Below are 16,624 nucleotides of genomic sequence, written 5' to 3' on the forward strand. Positions count from 1 at the left end.
TGTCAGACGTACATTACTAGTTAAGCAGCTGTTGGGCGTTCTACCTTTCGACCAAGGTCTAGCCTCCTTGAAAAACCCCGTCATGGACGCCTGCGATTTCCCGTTTCGGTTGAAGAAACCAGGCTACAGCAGGGGTGACAGCCGATTGTTGCCTGAAGGAAATAGTCTTTTGACTGTGGGCAGCGTGTAATTCACAACGGAACTGGTCGGCGTTACTGGAAGTTGTGCTAGACCTTTTTAGTGTCAATGACTGAAACGAGACAAGCGTCAAAACAACCACAACGAGATGTGCTGTTTCCCCAGGCACACTTTTCAGGATGACGGAGATAACGCCATGCTTCGGGAGATCGGTTATGCAATGACGGCCACCGGGTTGATGGCCGCTTCGATGGCTTACGCCAACGAAAATCAGCTCGAACTCCAGCAGAATCCGGAATATTGGGCCACTCAGCTGGGTAACTATCAAGGCAACCGATTCAGTGAACTGGATCAAATCAACCGTGACAATGTCAATGAACTGCGCTCGGTCTGGCAGTTCTCCACCGGCGTGCTGCGCGGGCACGAAGGTGGCCCACTCTATGTCGGCGACGGGCGCCTCTATATCCACACTCCCTTCCCAAACAAGGTATTCGCGCTAGATCTGGAAGACGAAGGACGCGTGGTCTGGAGCTACGAGCCGGATCAGGACTCACGGGTAATCCCGGTCATGTGCTGCGATACCGTCAACCGCGGGCTGGCCTATGCCGATGGGCGCCTGTTCCTCGGCCAGGCCGACAATACGCTGATCGCCTTGGACGCCGAGAGCGGCGATCTGCTGTGGGATGTGAGCAACGGTGACCACACCATTGGTGAATCCAATACCATGTCGCCGCTGGTGGTACATGACAAGGTGATCGTAGGTATCAGTGGTGGCGAATACGGTATCCGCGGTCACATGACCGCCTACAACGTTGAGACCGGCGAGCAGGTGTGGCGCGGCTACTCAACGGGGCCGGATGACGAGGTGCTGATCGACCCCGAGACCACCCTAATGATGGGCGAGCCTGTCGGGGAAGCCGATTTGGGCGTCTCCACCTGGCCCGAGGGCGAGTGGGAGCGCGGTGGCGGTGCACCCTGGGGCTGGGTCACCTACGACCCCGATCTCGACCTGATCTACTACGGCACCGGCAACCCCGGTACCTGGAACCCTGAGCAGCGCGCCGTGGATGGTGAGCCGGCGGACAACAAGTGGGCCATCACAGTGTTCGCTCGTGATCCCAACAATGGTGAGGTCAAGTGGGTCTACCAGAAGGTGCCCTTCGACGAGTGGGACTACGATGGCGTCAACGAGAATCAACTGATCGACGTCGAATTCGAGGGCGAACAGCGCAAGGGGCTGGCGATCATCGATCGCACCGGCTTCGGGATGTTGCTGGATCGTGAAAATGGCGAGTTACTGGTTGCGGAAAAATTTGCCCCCGAAACCAACTGGGCCGATAGCTACGACATGGAAACCGGGCGACCCAACGTCAACGAGGAGTACAGCACCTTCCGCCAGGGGGTGGACGTCAATACCACTGACATCTGCCCCACCGCCATGGGCGCGAAGAACATGCAGCCGAGTGCCTATTCGCCGCGTACTGGTCTGATTTATGCGGGCATCAACCGGATCTGCATGAACTACGAACCCTATGAAACCGAATATGTAGCCGGCCAACCCTACGTGGGCGCCACCCTGACCATGATGCCCGCCCCTTCCGAAAACGGTGGCATGGAAGGTCGCATGGGCAGCTTCATCGCCTGGGATCCGGTTGCCGGCGAAACCGTATGGGAAGTCGACGAGCGCTTCGCCGTATGGAGTGGAGCGCTGGCAACAGCTGGTGACCTGGCCTTCTACGGCACGCTGGAGGGCCACGTGAAGGCGGTCGATATCGAGAATGGTGAAGAGCTGTGGCGCTTCAAGACCCCCTCGGGAATCATCGGCAACGTCAATACCTTCCAGCATGAGGGCAAGCAGTACGTGGCCGTGCTCTCAGGGGTCGGGGGCTGGGCGGGTATCGGCCTGGCGGCAGGTCTCGAGGACCCCGAAGAGGGTCTGGGTGCAGTGGGCGTATTCTCCGCGCTGGGTGACTACACCAAGCTCGGCGGTGTGCTGACGGTCTTTGCTCTGCCGGACTGAGTCCTTCATCAGTATAAAAGGTGGGCACGGGTTTCACACCCGTGCCCTATACCAGCTCACTGCAGGAGCGAGCCGTGCGCCAAGGCGAGGAACTCCTGTGGCACCCAGAAGGAAACGCTGCATGCCGCTATTGGTACGTACCCGTTTTACTTTTTCCATATTCGCCGCCCTGGTGCTTGGGCTGTCCCAACCTGCCCTGGCCGATGAGCATCGCGTCGAGGGTGAGGGAATGGGTGCCTTCGTCGTCGAAGATGGCAATGTGGACCCCGACACCTACGAAGGTTATCTCGTCTACACTCGAGCCTGTATGGCCTGTCACGGTCCCGATGGCCTGGGCTCCTCCTTCGCCCCCAACCTCGTTCGTGCCGTAGAGCGCCGCGGCTGGGAGAACTTCGCCGGTACCATTGCTTCTGGACGTGAGGTTCAGCCGGGCCAGGTAATGCCTTCCTTTGCCGATGACCCCTATGTGATGGGGAATATTCCCAACCTTTTCAGCTACCTGCGTGCGCGTGGTGAGGGAGGGTTGGGGCGCGGTCGGCCGCAGATCATTGAATCGATGCTGGAGGAGGACGAGCCGGAGGAGGTTGAGCAGGAGAACCTGGACGACGAGCCAGGAGACCCAAAGCAGGAAAAGCCCGAGATGGATACCGGCGAAGAGAAGAACAGTGACGAGGTCAAGGAGTGACCCAGTGGCCCATCACGCTTGAGAGGGAGGGCAAATGAGAAGCGCCATTGGATTCCTGTTGCTATCGGTTTCGCTGGCCTTGGGTGTCGGGTCCGCAGTGGCGGATCTGCCGGAACGTCAGGACCGCGAGGCTTTGAGGGTATGCATGGACGGCAACAATATGCCGTTCAGTAACGAAGCCGGGGATGGTTTCGAGAACCGTATCGCCGAGCTGATGGCCGAGGACATGGGCGTGCCACTCGCCTATGTCTGGGCGCCTCAGGTCATGGGCTTCGTGCGCAATACCCTTGAATTGCGCGTCTGCGATGTGATCATCGGCGCCGTTGCCGGCTACGAATTCGTGCAGAACACCAACGAATATTACCGTTCCGTCTATACCCTGGTGGTGCCGGCAGCGTCAGGGATTGAAGCGACCAGCCTGGAGGACCCCTCGCTGCAGGGCCTGCGTATCGGTGTGGTGGCTGAAACCCCACCGATGGTGGCACTGCGTGGTACCGGGGCCGTAGTGGTGGGATATCCGCTGATGGTGGATACCCGGGTCCGTGCACCAGTGCGTGATGCCGTCGAGGATGTGGCCGCCGGCAACACCGACGGGGCCGTGCTGTGGGGTCCGTTGGCCGGCCACTACGCCTCTCTCCAGAATCCGCCACTGCGTGTCCTGCCCCTGGTCGACGATACTTCGGGTGCTCGACTGGATTATCGCATCACCATGGGCATCCGCCGCGGCGAGCCTCACTGGAAGGATTGGATCAACGACTTCATCGACCGTCATCAGGAGGAGATCCACGCCATTCTGAGAGAATATCGGGTGCCGCTGCTCGATCGCCGTGGCCAGTTGATCGTGCCGGACAATGAGGGGACCTCATGAGGCGCCTGGCCGCGATGCCGTTTTGCTCTACTCTCCTGGTTCTGGGCTTTGGCGCGGTCATGGCATTGGGCAGTGTGGCCCATGTCCAGGCACAGCGGGCGGCAGCAGGACCCCCCGACTGGCCCTGTGTCCAGCGGCTTATCCCCGACATGGCCTGGGGTACCATCTGGGCCGGCCCTCCGCTGGACGAGCTGGAACGGCAGTGGTGGGACGATGAGGAAATCGGCCGTGTGGTGCGTTTCGCCACTGCGCGGGCAACCCCCGAAGGCGAAGCTCTGGATCGAGTTCGCGACTTCGTCGCCGCGGTGGACGAGGACGAGGCCGAAGAGCGTCTCACGCTGCTGTTCTCCGGCCTCTTCGAACTCACCAACCGCGAGCGGCGGCGCACCATCGACAGCATACGGCGCGCCTCCCGCGCCCAGGTGGCCCGTCTCGATGTCATTTCCGGCATGGTCGACGAGCTGGAGAAGAAACGCAGCGGGGAGGGTACAGACGAGGCGGAAATCGAACGCCTTGCAGAAGGCCTGTTCTGGGAGCAGCGCACCTTCCAGATGCGGCAGCAGGCGCTGCCGGCCATGTGCGAACAACCCTACCTGCTGGAGGAAAAGCTCAGCCGTATGACGCGGGTGATCATGGAGCGCCTGCCCTGAGCACGATGAAACATTGTCAGCAAGATGATAACAACAGTGGCAGCGTGACTGCCTGAGGAGCATTCATGAGAACCTTACCCCGGTGCCTTCGCTGGCTGGCGATGGGGGGCATCGCCGCTGGCCTGGGCTGGTCGCCCCTGGTGTTGGCCGAGACGCCGGCAACCATCGTCGTGGGGTATCTGGGCATGGAGCGTCCCGACGATCAGGAGCCGCTCTCGGTACTCGACCCGGTACTCGATGACGAAGGGCTTCAGGGCGCTCGACTGGGTCTCAACGACAACAACGCCACGGCGCAGTTTCTGGGGCAGGAGTTCGTCTTGCACGAGGCGGTGGTGGCCCAGGGGGGCGACGTAGGCGAAGCGCTCGAGAGCCTGGTCGAGCAGGGCGCCGAATGGATCGTCAGCGGACTGCCCGCCGCGGCGCTCAATGAGCTGATGGCGCATCCCGCCCGCGGTGACCGGGTGGTGTTCAACGCCTGGGCGCCGGACGACGAGCTGCGCGGCGAGGCGTGCCATCCGGAGCTCTACCACTCCACGCCGAGCCGGCGCATGCTGGCCGATGCGCTGGCTCAGTTCCTCGGCTTCAAGCAGTGGGACCGCTGGGCGCTGGTCTACGGCAATACCGACGAGGATCGCATCCTGGCCGACGTGCTGCGCGCCTCGGCCGAGCGCTACGGGCATCGCATCGTGGGAGACAGAATGTGGCCCCACGATCCCATGGCGCGTCGCGCCGAGGGGGGCTTTCACGCCATTCAGCGCGAGATTCCCGTTTTCATGCAGGATCTGCCCGAACACGACGTACTGGTGATCGCCGACGAAACCGACTATTTCGGCGAGTACTTTCCCTTCCAGACCTGGGCCCCGCGCCCGGTGGTCGGCACCCAGGGGTTGATGGCCACGCCCTGGCATCGGGCTCACGAGTCGTGGGGCGCGGTGCAGCTGCAGCGGCGCTTCGAAAAGCTTGCCGACCGCTGGATGACGCCGCGGGACTTCGGCGCCTGGCTGGCGCTGCGCTCGCTGGGCGAGGCGGCGGCACGTACCGGCTCCGTGGAGCGCGAGACGGTCCTCGACTACATGCTCAGCGACGAGTTCGAACTCGCCGGCTACCTGGGCTTCCCGGTCAGCTATCGCACCTGGAACCATCAGCTGCGCCAACCCATCCTGATCACCGGGCCGCGCATGGTGGCATCGGTGTCGCCGCAGGAGGGCTATCTGCATCCACGCACGCCGCTCGATGCACTCGGCGCCGACGAGGGGGAATCACAATGTCGCTTCTGAACCGCATCTACTCACCCGGGCTGCTCGGGCTGGCGCTGGGGGCACTGGCGCTGCTGCCATTGAGCGCGCAGGCGGAGCGTATCTTCGTCTCCAACGAGAAGGACAACACCATCTCGGTCATCGACGGGGCGAGCCTCGAGGTGGTGGAAACCATCAGCGTCGGGCGGCGGCCACGGTCGATGGCCTTCAGCAGCGACGGCAGCGAGCTGTTCGTGGCGGTGGGCGACGACGAGGCCATCGACATGATCGATCTGGAGACGCTGCAGGTGGTCCGCAGCCAGGCGTCGGGCGACGATCCGGAGGTGATCCGCGTCGACCCCAACCGGCCCTACATCTACGTTTCCAACGAGGACGACAACATCGTCTCGGTGCTCGACTACGAGCGGCGTACGCTGGTCACCGAGATCCCGGTGGGGGTCGAGCCGGAAGGGCTGGGCATCAGCCCTGACGGCCGCTGGCTGGTCTCCACTACCGAGACATCCAACATGGCGCACATCATCGATACCGAGACCATGGAAACGGTCCATCACCGCTTGGTAGGTGCCCGGCCTCGCCACGCCGAGTTCACTCACGACGGTCGTGAAGCCTGGGTCTCGGCGGAGATCGCCGGCACCGTGTCGATTCTCGACATGCAGGAGACTTTCGACATCGAGCACGTGATCCGCTTCGACGTGCCGGGCGTGCCCCGGGAAACCGTGCAGGCGGTGGGGGTGGCGCTGACCTCCGACGGTCGCTATGGCTTCGTCGCCCTGGGGCCCTCCAACCGGGTGGCGGTGGTCGACCAGCAGACCTACGAGGTACTCGACTACATCCTGGTCGGGCAGCGGGTGTGGCATCTGGCGCTCAACGGTGACGAGAGCCGGCTCTACACCACCAACGGGGTCAGCGGCGACGTCACCATGATCGAGGTGGATAGCCTGCGGGCGGTGCGTTCGATCCCGGTGGGGCGCTTCCCCTGGGGTGTGATCGTCGAACCGTGAGTGAGGCCAACGACGCGGCCGGGGCGGAGGCCCTCGCCCTGGAAATCCTCGAGCTGAGCTTCACCTACACTGGCAGGCCGGCGCTCGACGACGTCTCCCTGGCCATCAAGGCCGGGGAGTTCGTCGTGCTGCTCGGACCCAACGGCGCCGGCAAGACCACGCTGTTCTCGCTGATCACCCGGCTGCACGACCGCCGCCGGGGCGAGATTCGCATCGGCGGCTTCGACGTGCGCCGCCAGGCGGTGCAGGCCCACGCCCGCATCGGCGCGGTGTTTCAGCAGCCGACCCTGGATCTCGACCTCAGCGTGATGCAGAACCTGGCCTACCACGGTGCCCTGCATGGCATGTCGCCACGCGCGGCGAAGGCACGCGCGCTGACTCAGCTCCAGCGGGTGGGACTGGCCGACCAGCGGCGCACCCGCGTGCGCAGCCTCTCCGGCGGCCAGCGGCGGCGGGTGGAGATCGCCCGGGGGTTGATGCACGAACCGCGCTTGCTGCTGCTCGACGAGCCCACCGTGGGGCTCGACATCGCCTCACGACGCGATCTCGTCACCCACGCTCACCGGCTGTGCGCCGAGGCCGGCGTGGCGGTGCTGTGGGCCACCCACCTGATCGACGAGGTACGCCCCGGCGACCGGGTCGCGGTACTGCACCACGGGCGGCTGCTGGCCGACGAGCACAGCGAGACGCTGACCGCCCGCCTCGGTGTCGAGACGCTGGGTGAGGCCTTCGACCGCCTCGTCGGGGATGAGGAGACCGCATGCGAGTGATGCCCTGGCTGCACTGTCTGCGCGGCGTGGTGGGCCGCGAGCTGCTGCGCTTTCTGCACCAGCGCAGCCGCTTTCTCGCCGCGCTGGTGCGGCCGCTGGTATGGCTGTTCGTGTTCGCCGCCGGCTTTCGCATGGCGCTGGGTGTGGCCATGACCGAGCCCTACCAGACCTACATCCTCTACGAGGTGTACATCGTCCCCGGGCTGGTGGGCATGATCCAGCTGTTCAACGGCATGCAGAGCTCGCTCTCCATGGTCTACGACCGCGAGATGGGCAGCATGCGGGTGCTGCTGGTCAGCCCCTTTCCGCGCTGGTATCTGCTGGTGTGCAAGCTGCTGGCCAGCACCCTGGTGTCGGTGGTGCAGGTCTATGTCTTTCTGGCCATCGCCTGGGTCTACGGCATCCAGGCCCCGGCGATGGGCTATCTCTACCTGCTGCCGGCGCTGCTGGTGACCGGTTTCATGGTCGGCGCGCTGGGGCTGCTGCTCTCGTCATTCATCCGCCAGTTGGAGAACTTCGCCGGGGTGATGAACTTCGTCATCTTCCCGATGTTCTTTCTCTCCTCGGCGCTCTATCCGCTGTGGCGCATCCGCGAGGGCAGCTATCTGGTCTATCAGATCGCTGCGCTCAACCCCTTCACCCACGCCGTGGAGATGATCCGCTTCGCCATGTACGAGCGCTTCAACGCCGATGCGGTGCTGATCAGCGTGGCGGTGGCGGTGGTGCTGCTGGTGCTGGCGATTGTGGGGTATAACCCGTCCCGCGGCATGATGGCGCGCAAGGGCGGCTGAAGCCCACGCCACGCGGCCTGTCGCGTCGAGTCAGGGAGTGTCCTGGCTCTCCTGGTTCTGGCTTTCCAGGCTGCGGTACTCCAGGTAGTCGATGATGCGCCGGCGGGTGCGTTCGTCGAGCTCCCACAGCACCATGCGATTGCCGGGCAGGAGGGCCTCGGGCCCGGCAAGGAAGGCGTCGAGGGTGTCGCGGTTCCAAACCAGATCGGCCTGCTCGAGCGCCGGCGAGTAGTCGAACTCCTCGATGCTGCCCGCCGGGCGCCCGATCAGGTCGTGCAGGCTGGGACCGGCCAGGTGGCGGCCGGGTTCGATGCTGTGACAACCGACACACTGAGCGCGGAACAGCCGCTCGCCCTCGGCGTGTTCGGTGGCGTTGGCCGCAAGCGGGGCGAGCAGCAGCGTAGCGAGGGCCAGACCGAGACGGCCGCTTCGAGCACGGGGCCTGTGCATCAGAAGCAGCGCAGGTTGGCGTCGGCCTGAGCCTGGTTGAGTGCCTGCACCTGATCCTGCATGCCGCGCTCGGTGCGGAACAGCACGCCGAGTTCGCCACGCTGGTCTTGCATGCTCATGACCGTGTCGACCTGCTCGTAGGTTTCGTAGGGCAGATGCTCGGCGATCACGTCGATGCTGCATGAGCATTTCTGCATGGTCAGGTAGCTGTTGCCGTTGGCGGCCATGCAGCCCAGCACATAGTCGACACGCGCCTCGGTGGGGTAATCGTTGGCCAGGACATCGACGGCAACGAGCAGTGTCAGAGCGAGTGTCGCCATGGTGGCAGCCAACATAGGGCGACGGGGGACAGTGTTGTTATTCATCGATGACCTCAAATATGACCTCAAGCTCAAAGACCTCGAACGGGAAAGCCGCGAAAGGGGAGGTCGGCCACTAGAAGCTGACTACCTAAAGCTATGGCACTTTTCCCCTTTTTGCCAACTCGATGGGGCGCTTGTGCCGTAAATGTCAGCCCTGCAATGGCAGCCCCCGAGGACGATGTTCAATGAGAGCGAGATCGGCGTACCGGCAGCTGCTCTTCGATATGCGCGACGAGATAGTCGATGAACAGTCGTACCTTGGGGGAACGGTGACGATGACGTGGATAGACGGCCCAGACCGCCGTATCGTCGTGCTGGTAGGGCTCCAGTACCGAGATCAGTTCGCCGCTGGCCAGGTAGGAGTCGACGTAGTAATCGGGCAGTTGGGCTAGCCCCAGCCCCTTCAGGGCAGCATCGAGCAGGGCTGGCCCCGAATTGGCTTCCCAGGCGCCTTCGACACGCACCTCTCGACGCACACCATCGACATCGAAGCGCCAATGATCGCGTGAGCCGACCAGACAGCTGTGGCTGGCGAGCTCCGACAGGGTATGGGGCTGGGGAATGCGGGTGAAGTAATCCGGCGAACCGACTACATATTCGTGCCGTTCGCAGAGTCGCCTGGCGATCAAGGTCGAGTCCTTGAGCGTGCCCATGCGAATGGCAATGTCATAGCCTTCATCGATGATATCGACTTGGCGATTCGTAAAGTGCATGCGTACATGAAGCTGGGGGTGAAGTTTCAGGAAATCGTTGACCAGCGGTGCGATGAAGCGTTCGCCGAAGGTGGTCGCTGAGGTCAGCTTGAGCACGCCCCGGGGAAGTGCTTCCAGGTCGTTGATGGCCGCCTCAGCCTCGCGGAAGCCGTCGAACAAGTGACGACAATGCTCATAATAGAGAGAACCTGCGTCGGTAAGGCGAATCTGGCGAGTGGTGCGATAGAGCAGGGTGGTACCCAGTTGACTCTCCAGTTGGCTGACGAGGCGACTGACGTGAGAGTTGGAGACCTTGAGATGCTGGGCTGCGGCGGCAAAGGTTCCCAGCCGAACCACCTCGATGAAGGCTTCGATTCTATCCCAGCGTTGCATTGGGGACCTCCAGGGATTGTTGTTCATCAACAATAATGTTCTGAGTTTGATGCACTTTATCCCAAGATGCCTTGCTGCCTAGACTAATTGATGGACTTACCGCTAACGAAAGAGGTCATCTAATGAAATCACGCGCTGCCATCGCCACAGCCGCCGGCAAGCCGCTGGAGCTGGTCGAGATCGACGTCGAGGGGCCCAAGGCCGGCGAGGTACTGGTGCGTATCGCTGCCACCAGCGTCTGCCATACCGACGCCTTCACCCTCTCCGGCGCCGACCCCGAAGGCCTCTTCCCCTCGGTGCTGGGCCATGAGGGTGCCGGGGTCGTCGAGGAAGTCGGCCCCGGCGTCACCAGCCTCAAGCCCGGCGACCATGTCATTCCCCTCTATACCGCCGAGTGCGGCAAGTGCAAGTTCTGCCTTTCCGGCAAGACCAACCTGTGCCAAGCGGTGCGCGCCACCCAGGGCCAGGGGCTGATGCCCGACGGCACCTCGCGCTTCTCGCTGGATGGCAAGATGCTGCACCACTACATGGGCTGCTCCACCTTCAGCGAGTACACCGTTCTGCCCGAGGTGTCGCTGGCCAAGGTGTCCCAGGAGGCGCCGCTGGACAAGATCTGCCTGCTCGGCTGCGGCGTGACTACCGGCATCGGCGCGGTGCTCAACACCGCCAAGGTGGAGCCGGGCTCCACCGTTGCCGTGTTCGGCCTCGGTGCCATCGGCCTGGCGGTGATCCAGGGGGCGCAGATGGCCAAGGCCAGCCGCATCATCGCCATCGACGTCAACCCGGACAAGTTCGAGCTGGCGCGCCAGTTCGGCGCCACCGACTTCGTCAACCCCAAGGAACACTCGGACCCCATCCAGCAGGTGATCGTCGACCTGACCGACGGCGGAGTCGACTACTCCTTCGAGTGCATCGGCAACGTCAACGTGATGCGCCAGGCGCTGGAGTGCTGTCACAAGGGCTGGGGCGAGTCGGTGATCATCGGCGTGGCCGGGGCCGGCGAGGAGATCTCGACGCGGCCGTTCCAACTGGTGACGGGACGGGTATGGCGCGGTTCGGCCTTCGGTGGGGTGAAGGGGCGCAGCGAACTGCCGGGCTACGTGCAGCGCTACATGGACGGCGAGATCAAGATCGACGAGTTCATCACCCACGACTTGCCGTTCGAGCAGATCAACGAGGCCTTCGATCTGCTGCATGCGGGCAAGAGCATCCGTACGGTGCTTCGCTTTTGATAGACGCCCGGAGGCGCGAGGCTGTTACGATATCCCAGAAGACGCATGAGAGATTCGCGCCCGACTGTTATGCCGTTCCAGGCGCTGTCTATTGAGAAGTGGGGTAAGGAGACCGAACGATGACCATGACCGAACAGATTGAGCTGGTATCCGCCAACAAGAGCTTCGGCGGCTGGCACAAGCGCTATCGGCACCGCTCGCGGGCGCTGGACTGCGAGATGGTATTCGCCATTTACCTGCCACCCCAGGCCGAGACCGAGCGGGTGCCGCTGTTCTGGTGGTTGTCGGGGCTGACCTGTACCGACGAGAATTTCATGCAGAAGGCTGGGGCTCAGCGTTTGGCAGCAGAGCTGGGAATCGCCATCGTCTGCCCGGACACCAGCCCCCGCGGAACCGACCTGCCGGGCGAGCATGATAGCTACGACCTTGGCTCCGGTGCCGGATTCTACGTCAATGCCTCCCGGGAGCCCTGGAAGAAGCATTACCGGATGTATGACTACGTCACCGAGGAGCTACCCTCGGTGGTTCGACAACACTTTCCGGTCAACGGTCGTGAAGCCATCAGTGGTCACTCCATGGGCGGCCACGGCGCCTTGATCATGGCGCTGCGCAGGCCCGGTCACTACTGCTCGGTCTCGGCGTTTGCGCCGATCGTCAATCCCAGCCAGTGCCCCTGGGGGCGCAAGGCCTTCCACGAGTACCTGGGCGACGACCCCGGCAGCTGGACCCAGTATGATGCCTGCGAGCTGGTGGCCAAGGGGGCGTCCAGTCAGCCCCTGTTCATCGACCAGGGCGAGGAGGACGATTTTCTTGTGGAGCAGCTCAAGCCCGAGCGACTCGAGGCGGTGTGCAATACACACGATCACCCACTGACGCTGCGGCGTCAGCCGGGGTATGATCACAGCTATTATTTCATCGCCAGCTTCATCGAGGACCACCTGCGCTATCATGCCGAGTATCTATTCAAACGCTGATCAACGAACGCTGTCAGGCGTGGCATGATTCGCGCCCTTCTCTTTCGTGTACTGCGCTGGGCGGCCCTGGTCGGGGCCGCCTTTGTCGTGTTGTCGCTCGTGCTGGTGCTGATGATGCGCTATGTGCCGGCCTACGGTTCGATGGTGATGCTGGAGCGCAAGGCCGAAGCCTGGCTCTCCGGTGAATCGCTGACCATCAGGCATCAGTGGCGCCCGTGGGAGGAACTCTCCGACCACGCCAAGCTGGCGGTGATTGCCGCCGAGGATCAACGCTTTCCCGATCACCGGGGTTTCGATGTCGCCGAGATGCGACGTGCCTGGGAGGCGAGCCGCTCCGGCGCGCGTCTGCGCGGAGCCAGCACCATCAGCCAGCAGACTGCCAAGAACCTGTTCCTCTGGACGGGGCGCAGCTGGACCCGCAAGGGGCTCGAGGCCTGGTTTACCCTGCTGATCGAAACGCTTTGGCCCAAGGAGCGAATCCTCGAGGTCTATCTCAATATTGCCGAGTGGGACAATGGCGTGTTCGGCCTTGAGGCAGCCTCACAGCACTATTTCGGCGTATCGGCCAGCCAACTCAATGAAGTGCAGGCGAGCCGGCTTGCCGCCATACTGCCCAATCCCCGGGCTTGGGACGCCGCGCGACCGGGGCCTCAGACGGAGCGCCGCAGTCAGTGGATACGCCAGCAGATGCGCAACCTCGGCGGTCCGAGTTACCTGCAACGACTGGCCGCCGACTGAGTCGATGATGGCGTCATGCCTGGCCTGCTGGCTTGTAGCGGACGGCTAGCACGACACCGATGATGGTAACCACCATGCCGACCAGCCCTATCAGCGGCAGTCGTTCATCGAACAGCCACCAGGCCTGCAGCGCCGTGACCGGTGGTACCAGGTAGAACAGGCTTGCCACCCGCGAGGCCTCGCCGCGACGGATCAGCGCCATCAACAGCAGGATCGCACTGATCGAGAGAACCAGCACCAGCCAGGCCATGGTCAGCACGAAGGTGGGACTCCAGTCGATGCTGCGCTCCTCGAACAGCAAGGCGCCGAGGCCGAGCAGGCAGCCTGCGGCCAGGTACTGCACCACGGTGCCGGAGAGCAAGGGCATGCCGGTGCAGAAGCGCTTCTGGTAGAGGGTGCCCAGGGTAATCCCCGCCAGTGCGGCCAGGATGCTGGCCAGTGCGCCCAGGCCGAAGCCTTGAAACAGGGCAGCCCCGGGGTCGAGTTTGCTGCCCAGCACCATCACGATCCCAGCGAGCCCGAGTAATAGCCCGATCCACTGTATTGCAGTGATTCTTTCGCCAAGCAAGGGGCTGGCCAGGGTGGCCGTCAGCAGTGGCTGCAGGCCCACGAGCAGCGCGGCCAGACCTGCTGGCATGCCCAGGTAGATCCCATAGAAGACGCCTCCAAGGTAGGCGCCATGCACCAACATTCCGGAAACGCCGATGTGCCCCCATAGTCGCATTCCCTGTGGCCAGCCGCCCTTGAATAGCCTGACCAGCGGCACCAGCAGCATAAGGGTCAGCACGAAGCGTACGAAGAGGAAGGTGAAGGGTTCGGCGTGGGGCAGGCCGAACTTGGCGCCGATGAAGCCGGTACTCCAGAGGGCGACGAACAGTACCGGCATGCCTGCCAGTAGCACGGTGTCGAACCGGGAGTGGTTGAGGGTACTCATTGACAGACAGCATCCTTATTCGAATAAAGCAGCAGCGACAGTAGCGACGATACTGTGTCCCGGTGTCAGGGAGAAGCTAGCAGGGTAAGTATTTCTTCCATGAGAAGTGTTACACTCCGTTACATGAAAGTTTTGAACCCAAGGTTCCCTGCCTAGTCACAATTCCACGTAACGCAACACACCCACGCAATACGTTTGGAGGTATTTCATGCAACGGATGACTGCACTGTTCTCGGCCGCCCTGCTCACCGCCGGCCTCATGGCCGTTCAGGCACACGCCCAGGACCCAGCGCAAGATCCGGCGACCGATCCGCAGCAGCAGCCGCAAGCCGCCGCCCCAGCCCAGGATTTCTCTGATGACCAGCTGCAGCAGTTCGCCGATGCGTCTCAGGATATCGCTGTAATCTCCCAGGAGTACACCGAGCGCCTGCACGCTGCTGAGGATGAGCAGACTCAGCAGGAAGTGCGTATGGAAGCCAACGACAAGATGGTGGAAGTGGTCGAGGATAGCGGTCTCGATGTGGATACCTTCAATGCTATTGGTCACGCCATTCAGCAAGATCCCGAGCTGATGCAGCGCGTGCAACAGATGGCCGAGCAGTCATGATGTGATGCCGCCACCGGTAGCGTGAAGACGAAAGGCCACCTTCGGGTGGCCTTTCTGCTATTTGCGATTCGCATGAGGCGCTTTACAGCCGGACAGTGCCCTTACACACTGGGCTGCAATTCAATCGTGTGCTGACAGTGGGGTGACGCATGGAAGTGGAGCTGCTGGAAATTCGTCAGCACATGAGCCGCTTTCCTCCCTTCGAGAGCCTCTCCGACGACCTGCTCGACGCATTGGCAGGGCAGGTGGAGGTGAGCTATTTCAAGGCGGGTAGCGATATCCTGGTACTCGATCAGGAATTGCATGACCTGTGCTATATCCGCAGCGGTGCGGTGGAGGTCTATCGTCGCAACGGCGATCTCTACAATCGCCTGGGTGAGGGGGACATCTTCGGCCACTTCAGCCTGCTGCGAAATCATCGGGTGCGTTTCCCGGCGCGGGCACTGGAAGACACCCTGATCTATTTCATTCCCGAGCCACTGTTTCATAAGCTCTGTGAGGCCGACGTGCATTTCGCCGACTTCGTGGAGCTTGGCCGACCACGCATGGAAGCGGCTGTGGAACAGCACAAGCAAGCTAACGACATGATGATCACCCGAGTGCGGAAGCTGCTCACGCGCTATCCCGTCATGATCGAGGCAGGCACGACGGTACAGGAGGCGGCACGCCAGATAGGCGAGGCCCAGGCTTCGGCGGCCCTGGTGCTGGATTCACCGGATGACAATCCACGCTTCACCTTCACCGATAGCGAAGACCGGCCCTGGAGGGTGTGTGGCATCCTGACCGACAGCGACTTTCGCACGCGGGTTGTGGCCGAGGGGCTTTCGCCCGAGACTCCCGTTGGCGAGCTGCTCGGCGAACGACTGATCACCATCCAGTCCGATGAATCGGTGCATGAGGCGATGCTGAGCATGTTGCGCAACAACATTCATCATCTGCCGGTGCTGCACCGTCGCCGGCCGGTGGGTATCGTGCATCTCTCGGACATCATCCGCTACGAAACCCATAGCAGTCTTTACCTTGTCAGTAATATCTTCAACCAGTCCAGCGCCGAGGGCTTGGCCAAGCTGGCCCCCGACGTGCGTGCTGCCTTCGTACGCATGGTGGAAGAGGGCGCCAACTCGCAGATGGTAGGTAGTGCCTTGTCGACCATCGGTCGCAGCTTCACCCGTCGCTTGCTGGAGCTGGCCGAAGAGGAGCTGGGCCCGCCGCCGGTTCCCTATTGCTTCATGGTCAACGGCTCCATGGCACGCAACGAGCAGTCCATCGTCACCGACCAGGACCATGCCCTGGTGCTCTCCGACGATTTTGATGCCAAACGACACGATGCCTACTTCCTGGCCTTGGCAGAGCGTGTCAGCGATGGTCTCAATGCCTGCGGTTATACCTACTGCAAGGGGGCGGTAATGGCGACCAATGCCAAGTGGCGCCAACCCTTATCGGTATGGAAACACTACTTCAGCGACTGGATTGACAATCCCACCCCGGAACGGCTGCTGCACAGCTCGATCTTCTTCGACCTGGACAGCAGTTACGGTGAAGAGGCGTATGTCGAGCAGCTTCAGGACCTGATAGCGGAGAAAGCGCCTGGCAGCCGGTTATTCCTGGCGGCCATGGCACGAAATGCCTTGAACCGCACGCCGCCACTGGGTTTTTTCCGCACCTTCGTGATGGAAAAGGATGGCAAGCACAACAACTCCATCAACCTAAAGCGACGCGGAACGGCACCCATGGTAGACCTGATTCGGTTGCATGCGCTGGCCTGCGGTACTCAGGCGCAGAACAGCTTTGAGCGGCTTGACGCCATCGGCAACACCCAGCTGCTGGCACCGGGGGCTGGCGAGAAGCTGCGATATGCACTGGAGCTCATTGCCATGGCGCGAATACGCCATCAGGTCATCGACATTCAGCAGGACCGAATGCCCGATAACAATATCGAACCGGAGAACGTCGAGGATAGCGAACGGCACAACCTCAAGGACGCCTTTCAGGTACTGAGCAATGCACAGAAGTTCCTGAAGTATCGTTATCCGATGCCTGCCCGCAGCGGCCGGTCTCGCTAG

At 62.4% G+C, this 16,624-nt stretch carries 17 protein-coding genes; 13 read left to right on the plus strand and 4 right to left on the minus strand.

Annotated features, from left to right (window positions below; genetic code table 11):
* Positions 1 to 334: 334 nt before the first annotated feature.
* The 8 genes from KZO25_RS06585 (at position 335) to KZO25_RS06620 (ending at position 8,179) form a co-directional block, all read left to right on the plus strand.
* Positions 335 to 2,158: a methanol/ethanol family PQQ-dependent dehydrogenase gene (locus tag KZO25_RS06585; protein WP_223136334.1), complete on the plus strand. Its 1,824-nt coding sequence runs from the start codon at positions 335 to 337 to the stop codon at positions 2,156 to 2,158.
* A gap of 121 nt (positions 2,159 to 2,279) precedes the next feature.
* Positions 2,280 to 2,843, plus strand: a complete 564-nt coding sequence (locus KZO25_RS06590; RefSeq protein ID WP_223136335.1) for a c-type cytochrome — start codon at positions 2,280 to 2,282, stop codon at positions 2,841 to 2,843.
* A 34-nt stretch (positions 2,844 to 2,877) separates the two neighbouring features.
* Entirely contained in the window at positions 2,878 to 3,711 is an 834-nt protein-coding gene (locus KZO25_RS06595) for a quinoprotein dehydrogenase-associated putative ABC transporter substrate-binding protein (RefSeq protein WP_223136336.1), read from the plus strand.
* A complete protein-coding gene (locus KZO25_RS06600; protein ID WP_223136337.1) occupies positions 3,708 to 4,361 on the plus strand; it encodes a hypothetical protein in 654 nt (217 codons plus the stop codon). Before KZO25_RS06595 ends, KZO25_RS06600 begins: the two co-directional genes overlap by 4 nt.
* 65 nt (positions 4,362 to 4,426) lie before the next feature.
* Entirely contained in the window at positions 4,427 to 5,638 is a 1,212-nt protein-coding gene (locus KZO25_RS06605) for an ABC transporter substrate-binding protein (protein ID WP_223136338.1), read from the plus strand.
* Positions 5,626 to 6,618, plus strand: a complete 993-nt coding sequence (locus KZO25_RS06610) for a PQQ-dependent catabolism-associated beta-propeller protein (protein WP_223136339.1) — start codon at positions 5,626 to 5,628, stop codon at positions 6,616 to 6,618. Before KZO25_RS06605 ends, KZO25_RS06610 begins: the two co-directional genes overlap by 13 nt.
* A complete protein-coding gene (locus tag KZO25_RS06615) occupies positions 6,615 to 7,388 on the plus strand; it encodes an ABC transporter ATP-binding protein (protein WP_223136340.1) in 774 nt (257 codons plus the stop codon). Before KZO25_RS06610 ends, KZO25_RS06615 begins: the two co-directional genes overlap by 4 nt.
* On the plus strand, positions 7,379 to 8,179 hold the full coding sequence (locus KZO25_RS06620; RefSeq protein ID WP_410505375.1) for an ABC transporter permease: 801 nt from the start codon (positions 7,379 to 7,381) through the stop codon (positions 8,177 to 8,179). The genes KZO25_RS06615 and KZO25_RS06620 overlap by 10 nt, the downstream gene beginning before the upstream one ends.
* Positions 8,180 to 8,209: 30 nt before the next feature.
* Here KZO25_RS06620 and KZO25_RS06625 read toward each other — a convergent pair whose 3' ends face one another.
* The 3 genes from KZO25_RS06625 to KZO25_RS06635 all read right to left on the minus strand — a co-directional run bounded on the left by KZO25_RS06625 (position 8,210) and on the right by KZO25_RS06635 (position 10,076).
* Positions 8,210 to 8,629, minus strand: a complete 420-nt coding sequence (locus tag KZO25_RS06625) for a c-type cytochrome (RefSeq protein WP_223136341.1) — start codon at positions 8,627 to 8,629, stop codon at positions 8,210 to 8,212.
* Positions 8,629 to 8,949, minus strand: a complete 321-nt coding sequence (locus tag KZO25_RS06630) for a hypothetical protein (RefSeq protein WP_223136342.1) — start codon at positions 8,947 to 8,949, stop codon at positions 8,629 to 8,631. Before KZO25_RS06630 ends, KZO25_RS06625 begins: the two co-directional genes overlap by 1 nt.
* 224 nt (positions 8,950 to 9,173) lie before the next feature.
* Positions 9,174 to 10,076, minus strand: coding sequence for a LysR family transcriptional regulator (locus KZO25_RS06635; RefSeq protein ID WP_223136343.1), 903 nt, complete (start codon positions 10,074 to 10,076; stop codon positions 9,174 to 9,176).
* Between the two features lie 122 nt (positions 10,077 to 10,198).
* Between KZO25_RS06635 and KZO25_RS06640 the strand changes: the two genes are divergently transcribed.
* The 3 genes from KZO25_RS06640 to mtgA all read left to right on the plus strand — a co-directional run bounded on the left by KZO25_RS06640 (position 10,199) and on the right by mtgA (position 13,020).
* The gene (locus KZO25_RS06640) at positions 10,199 to 11,308 is read left to right on the plus strand and encodes an S-(hydroxymethyl)glutathione dehydrogenase/class III alcohol dehydrogenase (RefSeq protein ID WP_223136344.1); all 1,110 of its coding nucleotides are present in this window, start codon (positions 10,199 to 10,201) and stop codon (positions 11,306 to 11,308) included.
* Between the two features lie 119 nt (positions 11,309 to 11,427).
* A complete protein-coding gene (gene fghA / locus KZO25_RS06645; protein WP_066449615.1) occupies positions 11,428 to 12,282 on the plus strand; it encodes an S-formylglutathione hydrolase in 855 nt (284 codons plus the stop codon).
* A gap of 24 nt (positions 12,283 to 12,306) precedes the next feature.
* Positions 12,307 to 13,020 carry a monofunctional biosynthetic peptidoglycan transglycosylase gene (gene mtgA / locus KZO25_RS06650; protein WP_066449613.1) on the plus strand — a complete coding sequence of 238 codons (714 nt, stop codon included), beginning with the start codon at positions 12,307 to 12,309 and terminating at the stop codon, positions 13,018 to 13,020.
* Between the two features lie 13 nt (positions 13,021 to 13,033).
* Here mtgA and KZO25_RS06655 read toward each other — a convergent pair whose 3' ends face one another.
* Complete coding sequence (locus tag KZO25_RS06655; protein ID WP_223136345.1) at positions 13,034 to 13,954, minus strand: DMT family transporter; 921 nt, start codon at positions 13,952 to 13,954, stop codon at positions 13,034 to 13,036.
* 208 nt (positions 13,955 to 14,162) lie between these two features.
* Between KZO25_RS06655 and KZO25_RS06660 the strand changes: the two genes are divergently transcribed.
* Together KZO25_RS06660 and KZO25_RS06665 are read left to right on the plus strand one after the other, a co-directional pair.
* Positions 14,163 to 14,561 (plus strand): DUF4168 domain-containing protein, encoded by a 399-nt coding sequence (locus KZO25_RS06660; protein WP_223136346.1) that lies wholly within the window; start codon positions 14,163 to 14,165, stop codon positions 14,559 to 14,561.
* A gap of 149 nt (positions 14,562 to 14,710) precedes the next feature.
* The gene (locus KZO25_RS06665) at positions 14,711 to 16,624 is read left to right on the plus strand and encodes a DUF294 nucleotidyltransferase-like domain-containing protein (RefSeq protein ID WP_066449603.1); all 1,914 of its coding nucleotides are present in this window, start codon (positions 14,711 to 14,713) and stop codon (positions 16,622 to 16,624) included.

The sequence above is a fragment of the Halomonas sp. ANAO-440 genome (assembly GCF_019915905.1).
In the GTDB taxonomy this organism is placed as follows: Bacteria; Pseudomonadota; Gammaproteobacteria; order Pseudomonadales; family Halomonadaceae; genus Halomonas; species Halomonas chromatireducens.

Bases quoted from the DNA above. Each gene is read 5' to 3' on its own strand.
- KZO25_RS06605 (WP_223136338.1), top strand. From the start codon at position 4,427: ATGAGAACCTTACCCCGGTGCCTTCGCTGGCTGGCGATGGGGGGCATC.
- KZO25_RS06610 (WP_223136339.1), top strand. From the start codon at position 5,626: ATGTCGCTTCTGAACCGCATCTACTCACCCGGGCTGCTCGGGCTGGCG.
- KZO25_RS06595 (WP_223136336.1), top strand. From the start codon at position 2,878: ATGAGAAGCGCCATTGGATTCCTGTTGCTATCGGTTTCGCTGGCCTTG.
- KZO25_RS06655 (WP_223136345.1), bottom strand. From the start codon at position 13,954: ATGAGTACCCTCAACCACTCCCGGTTCGACACCGTGCTACTGGCAGGC.
- fghA (WP_066449615.1), top strand. From the start codon at position 11,428: ATGACCATGACCGAACAGATTGAGCTGGTATCCGCCAACAAGAGCTTC.
- KZO25_RS06660 (WP_223136346.1), top strand. From the start codon at position 14,163: ATGCAACGGATGACTGCACTGTTCTCGGCCGCCCTGCTCACCGCCGGC.
- KZO25_RS06585 (WP_223136334.1), top strand. From the start codon at position 335: ATGCTTCGGGAGATCGGTTATGCAATGACGGCCACCGGGTTGATGGCC.
- KZO25_RS06600 (WP_223136337.1), top strand. From the start codon at position 3,708: ATGAGGCGCCTGGCCGCGATGCCGTTTTGCTCTACTCTCCTGGTTCTG.
- KZO25_RS06635 (WP_223136343.1), bottom strand. From the start codon at position 10,076: ATGCAACGCTGGGATAGAATCGAAGCCTTCATCGAGGTGGTTCGGCTG.
- KZO25_RS06640 (WP_223136344.1), top strand. From the start codon at position 10,199: ATGAAATCACGCGCTGCCATCGCCACAGCCGCCGGCAAGCCGCTGGAG.
- KZO25_RS06590 (WP_223136335.1), top strand. From the start codon at position 2,280: ATGCCGCTATTGGTACGTACCCGTTTTACTTTTTCCATATTCGCCGCC.
- mtgA (WP_066449613.1), top strand. From the start codon at position 12,307: ATGATTCGCGCCCTTCTCTTTCGTGTACTGCGCTGGGCGGCCCTGGTC.
- KZO25_RS06620 (WP_410505375.1), top strand. From the start codon at position 7,379: ATGCGAGTGATGCCCTGGCTGCACTGTCTGCGCGGCGTGGTGGGCCGC.
- KZO25_RS06625 (WP_223136341.1), bottom strand. From the start codon at position 8,629: ATGCACAGGCCCCGTGCTCGAAGCGGCCGTCTCGGTCTGGCCCTCGCT.
- KZO25_RS06665 (WP_066449603.1), top strand. From the start codon at position 14,711: ATGGAAGTGGAGCTGCTGGAAATTCGTCAGCACATGAGCCGCTTTCCT.
- KZO25_RS06630 (WP_223136342.1), bottom strand. From the start codon at position 8,949: ATGGCGACACTCGCTCTGACACTGCTCGTTGCCGTCGATGTCCTGGCC.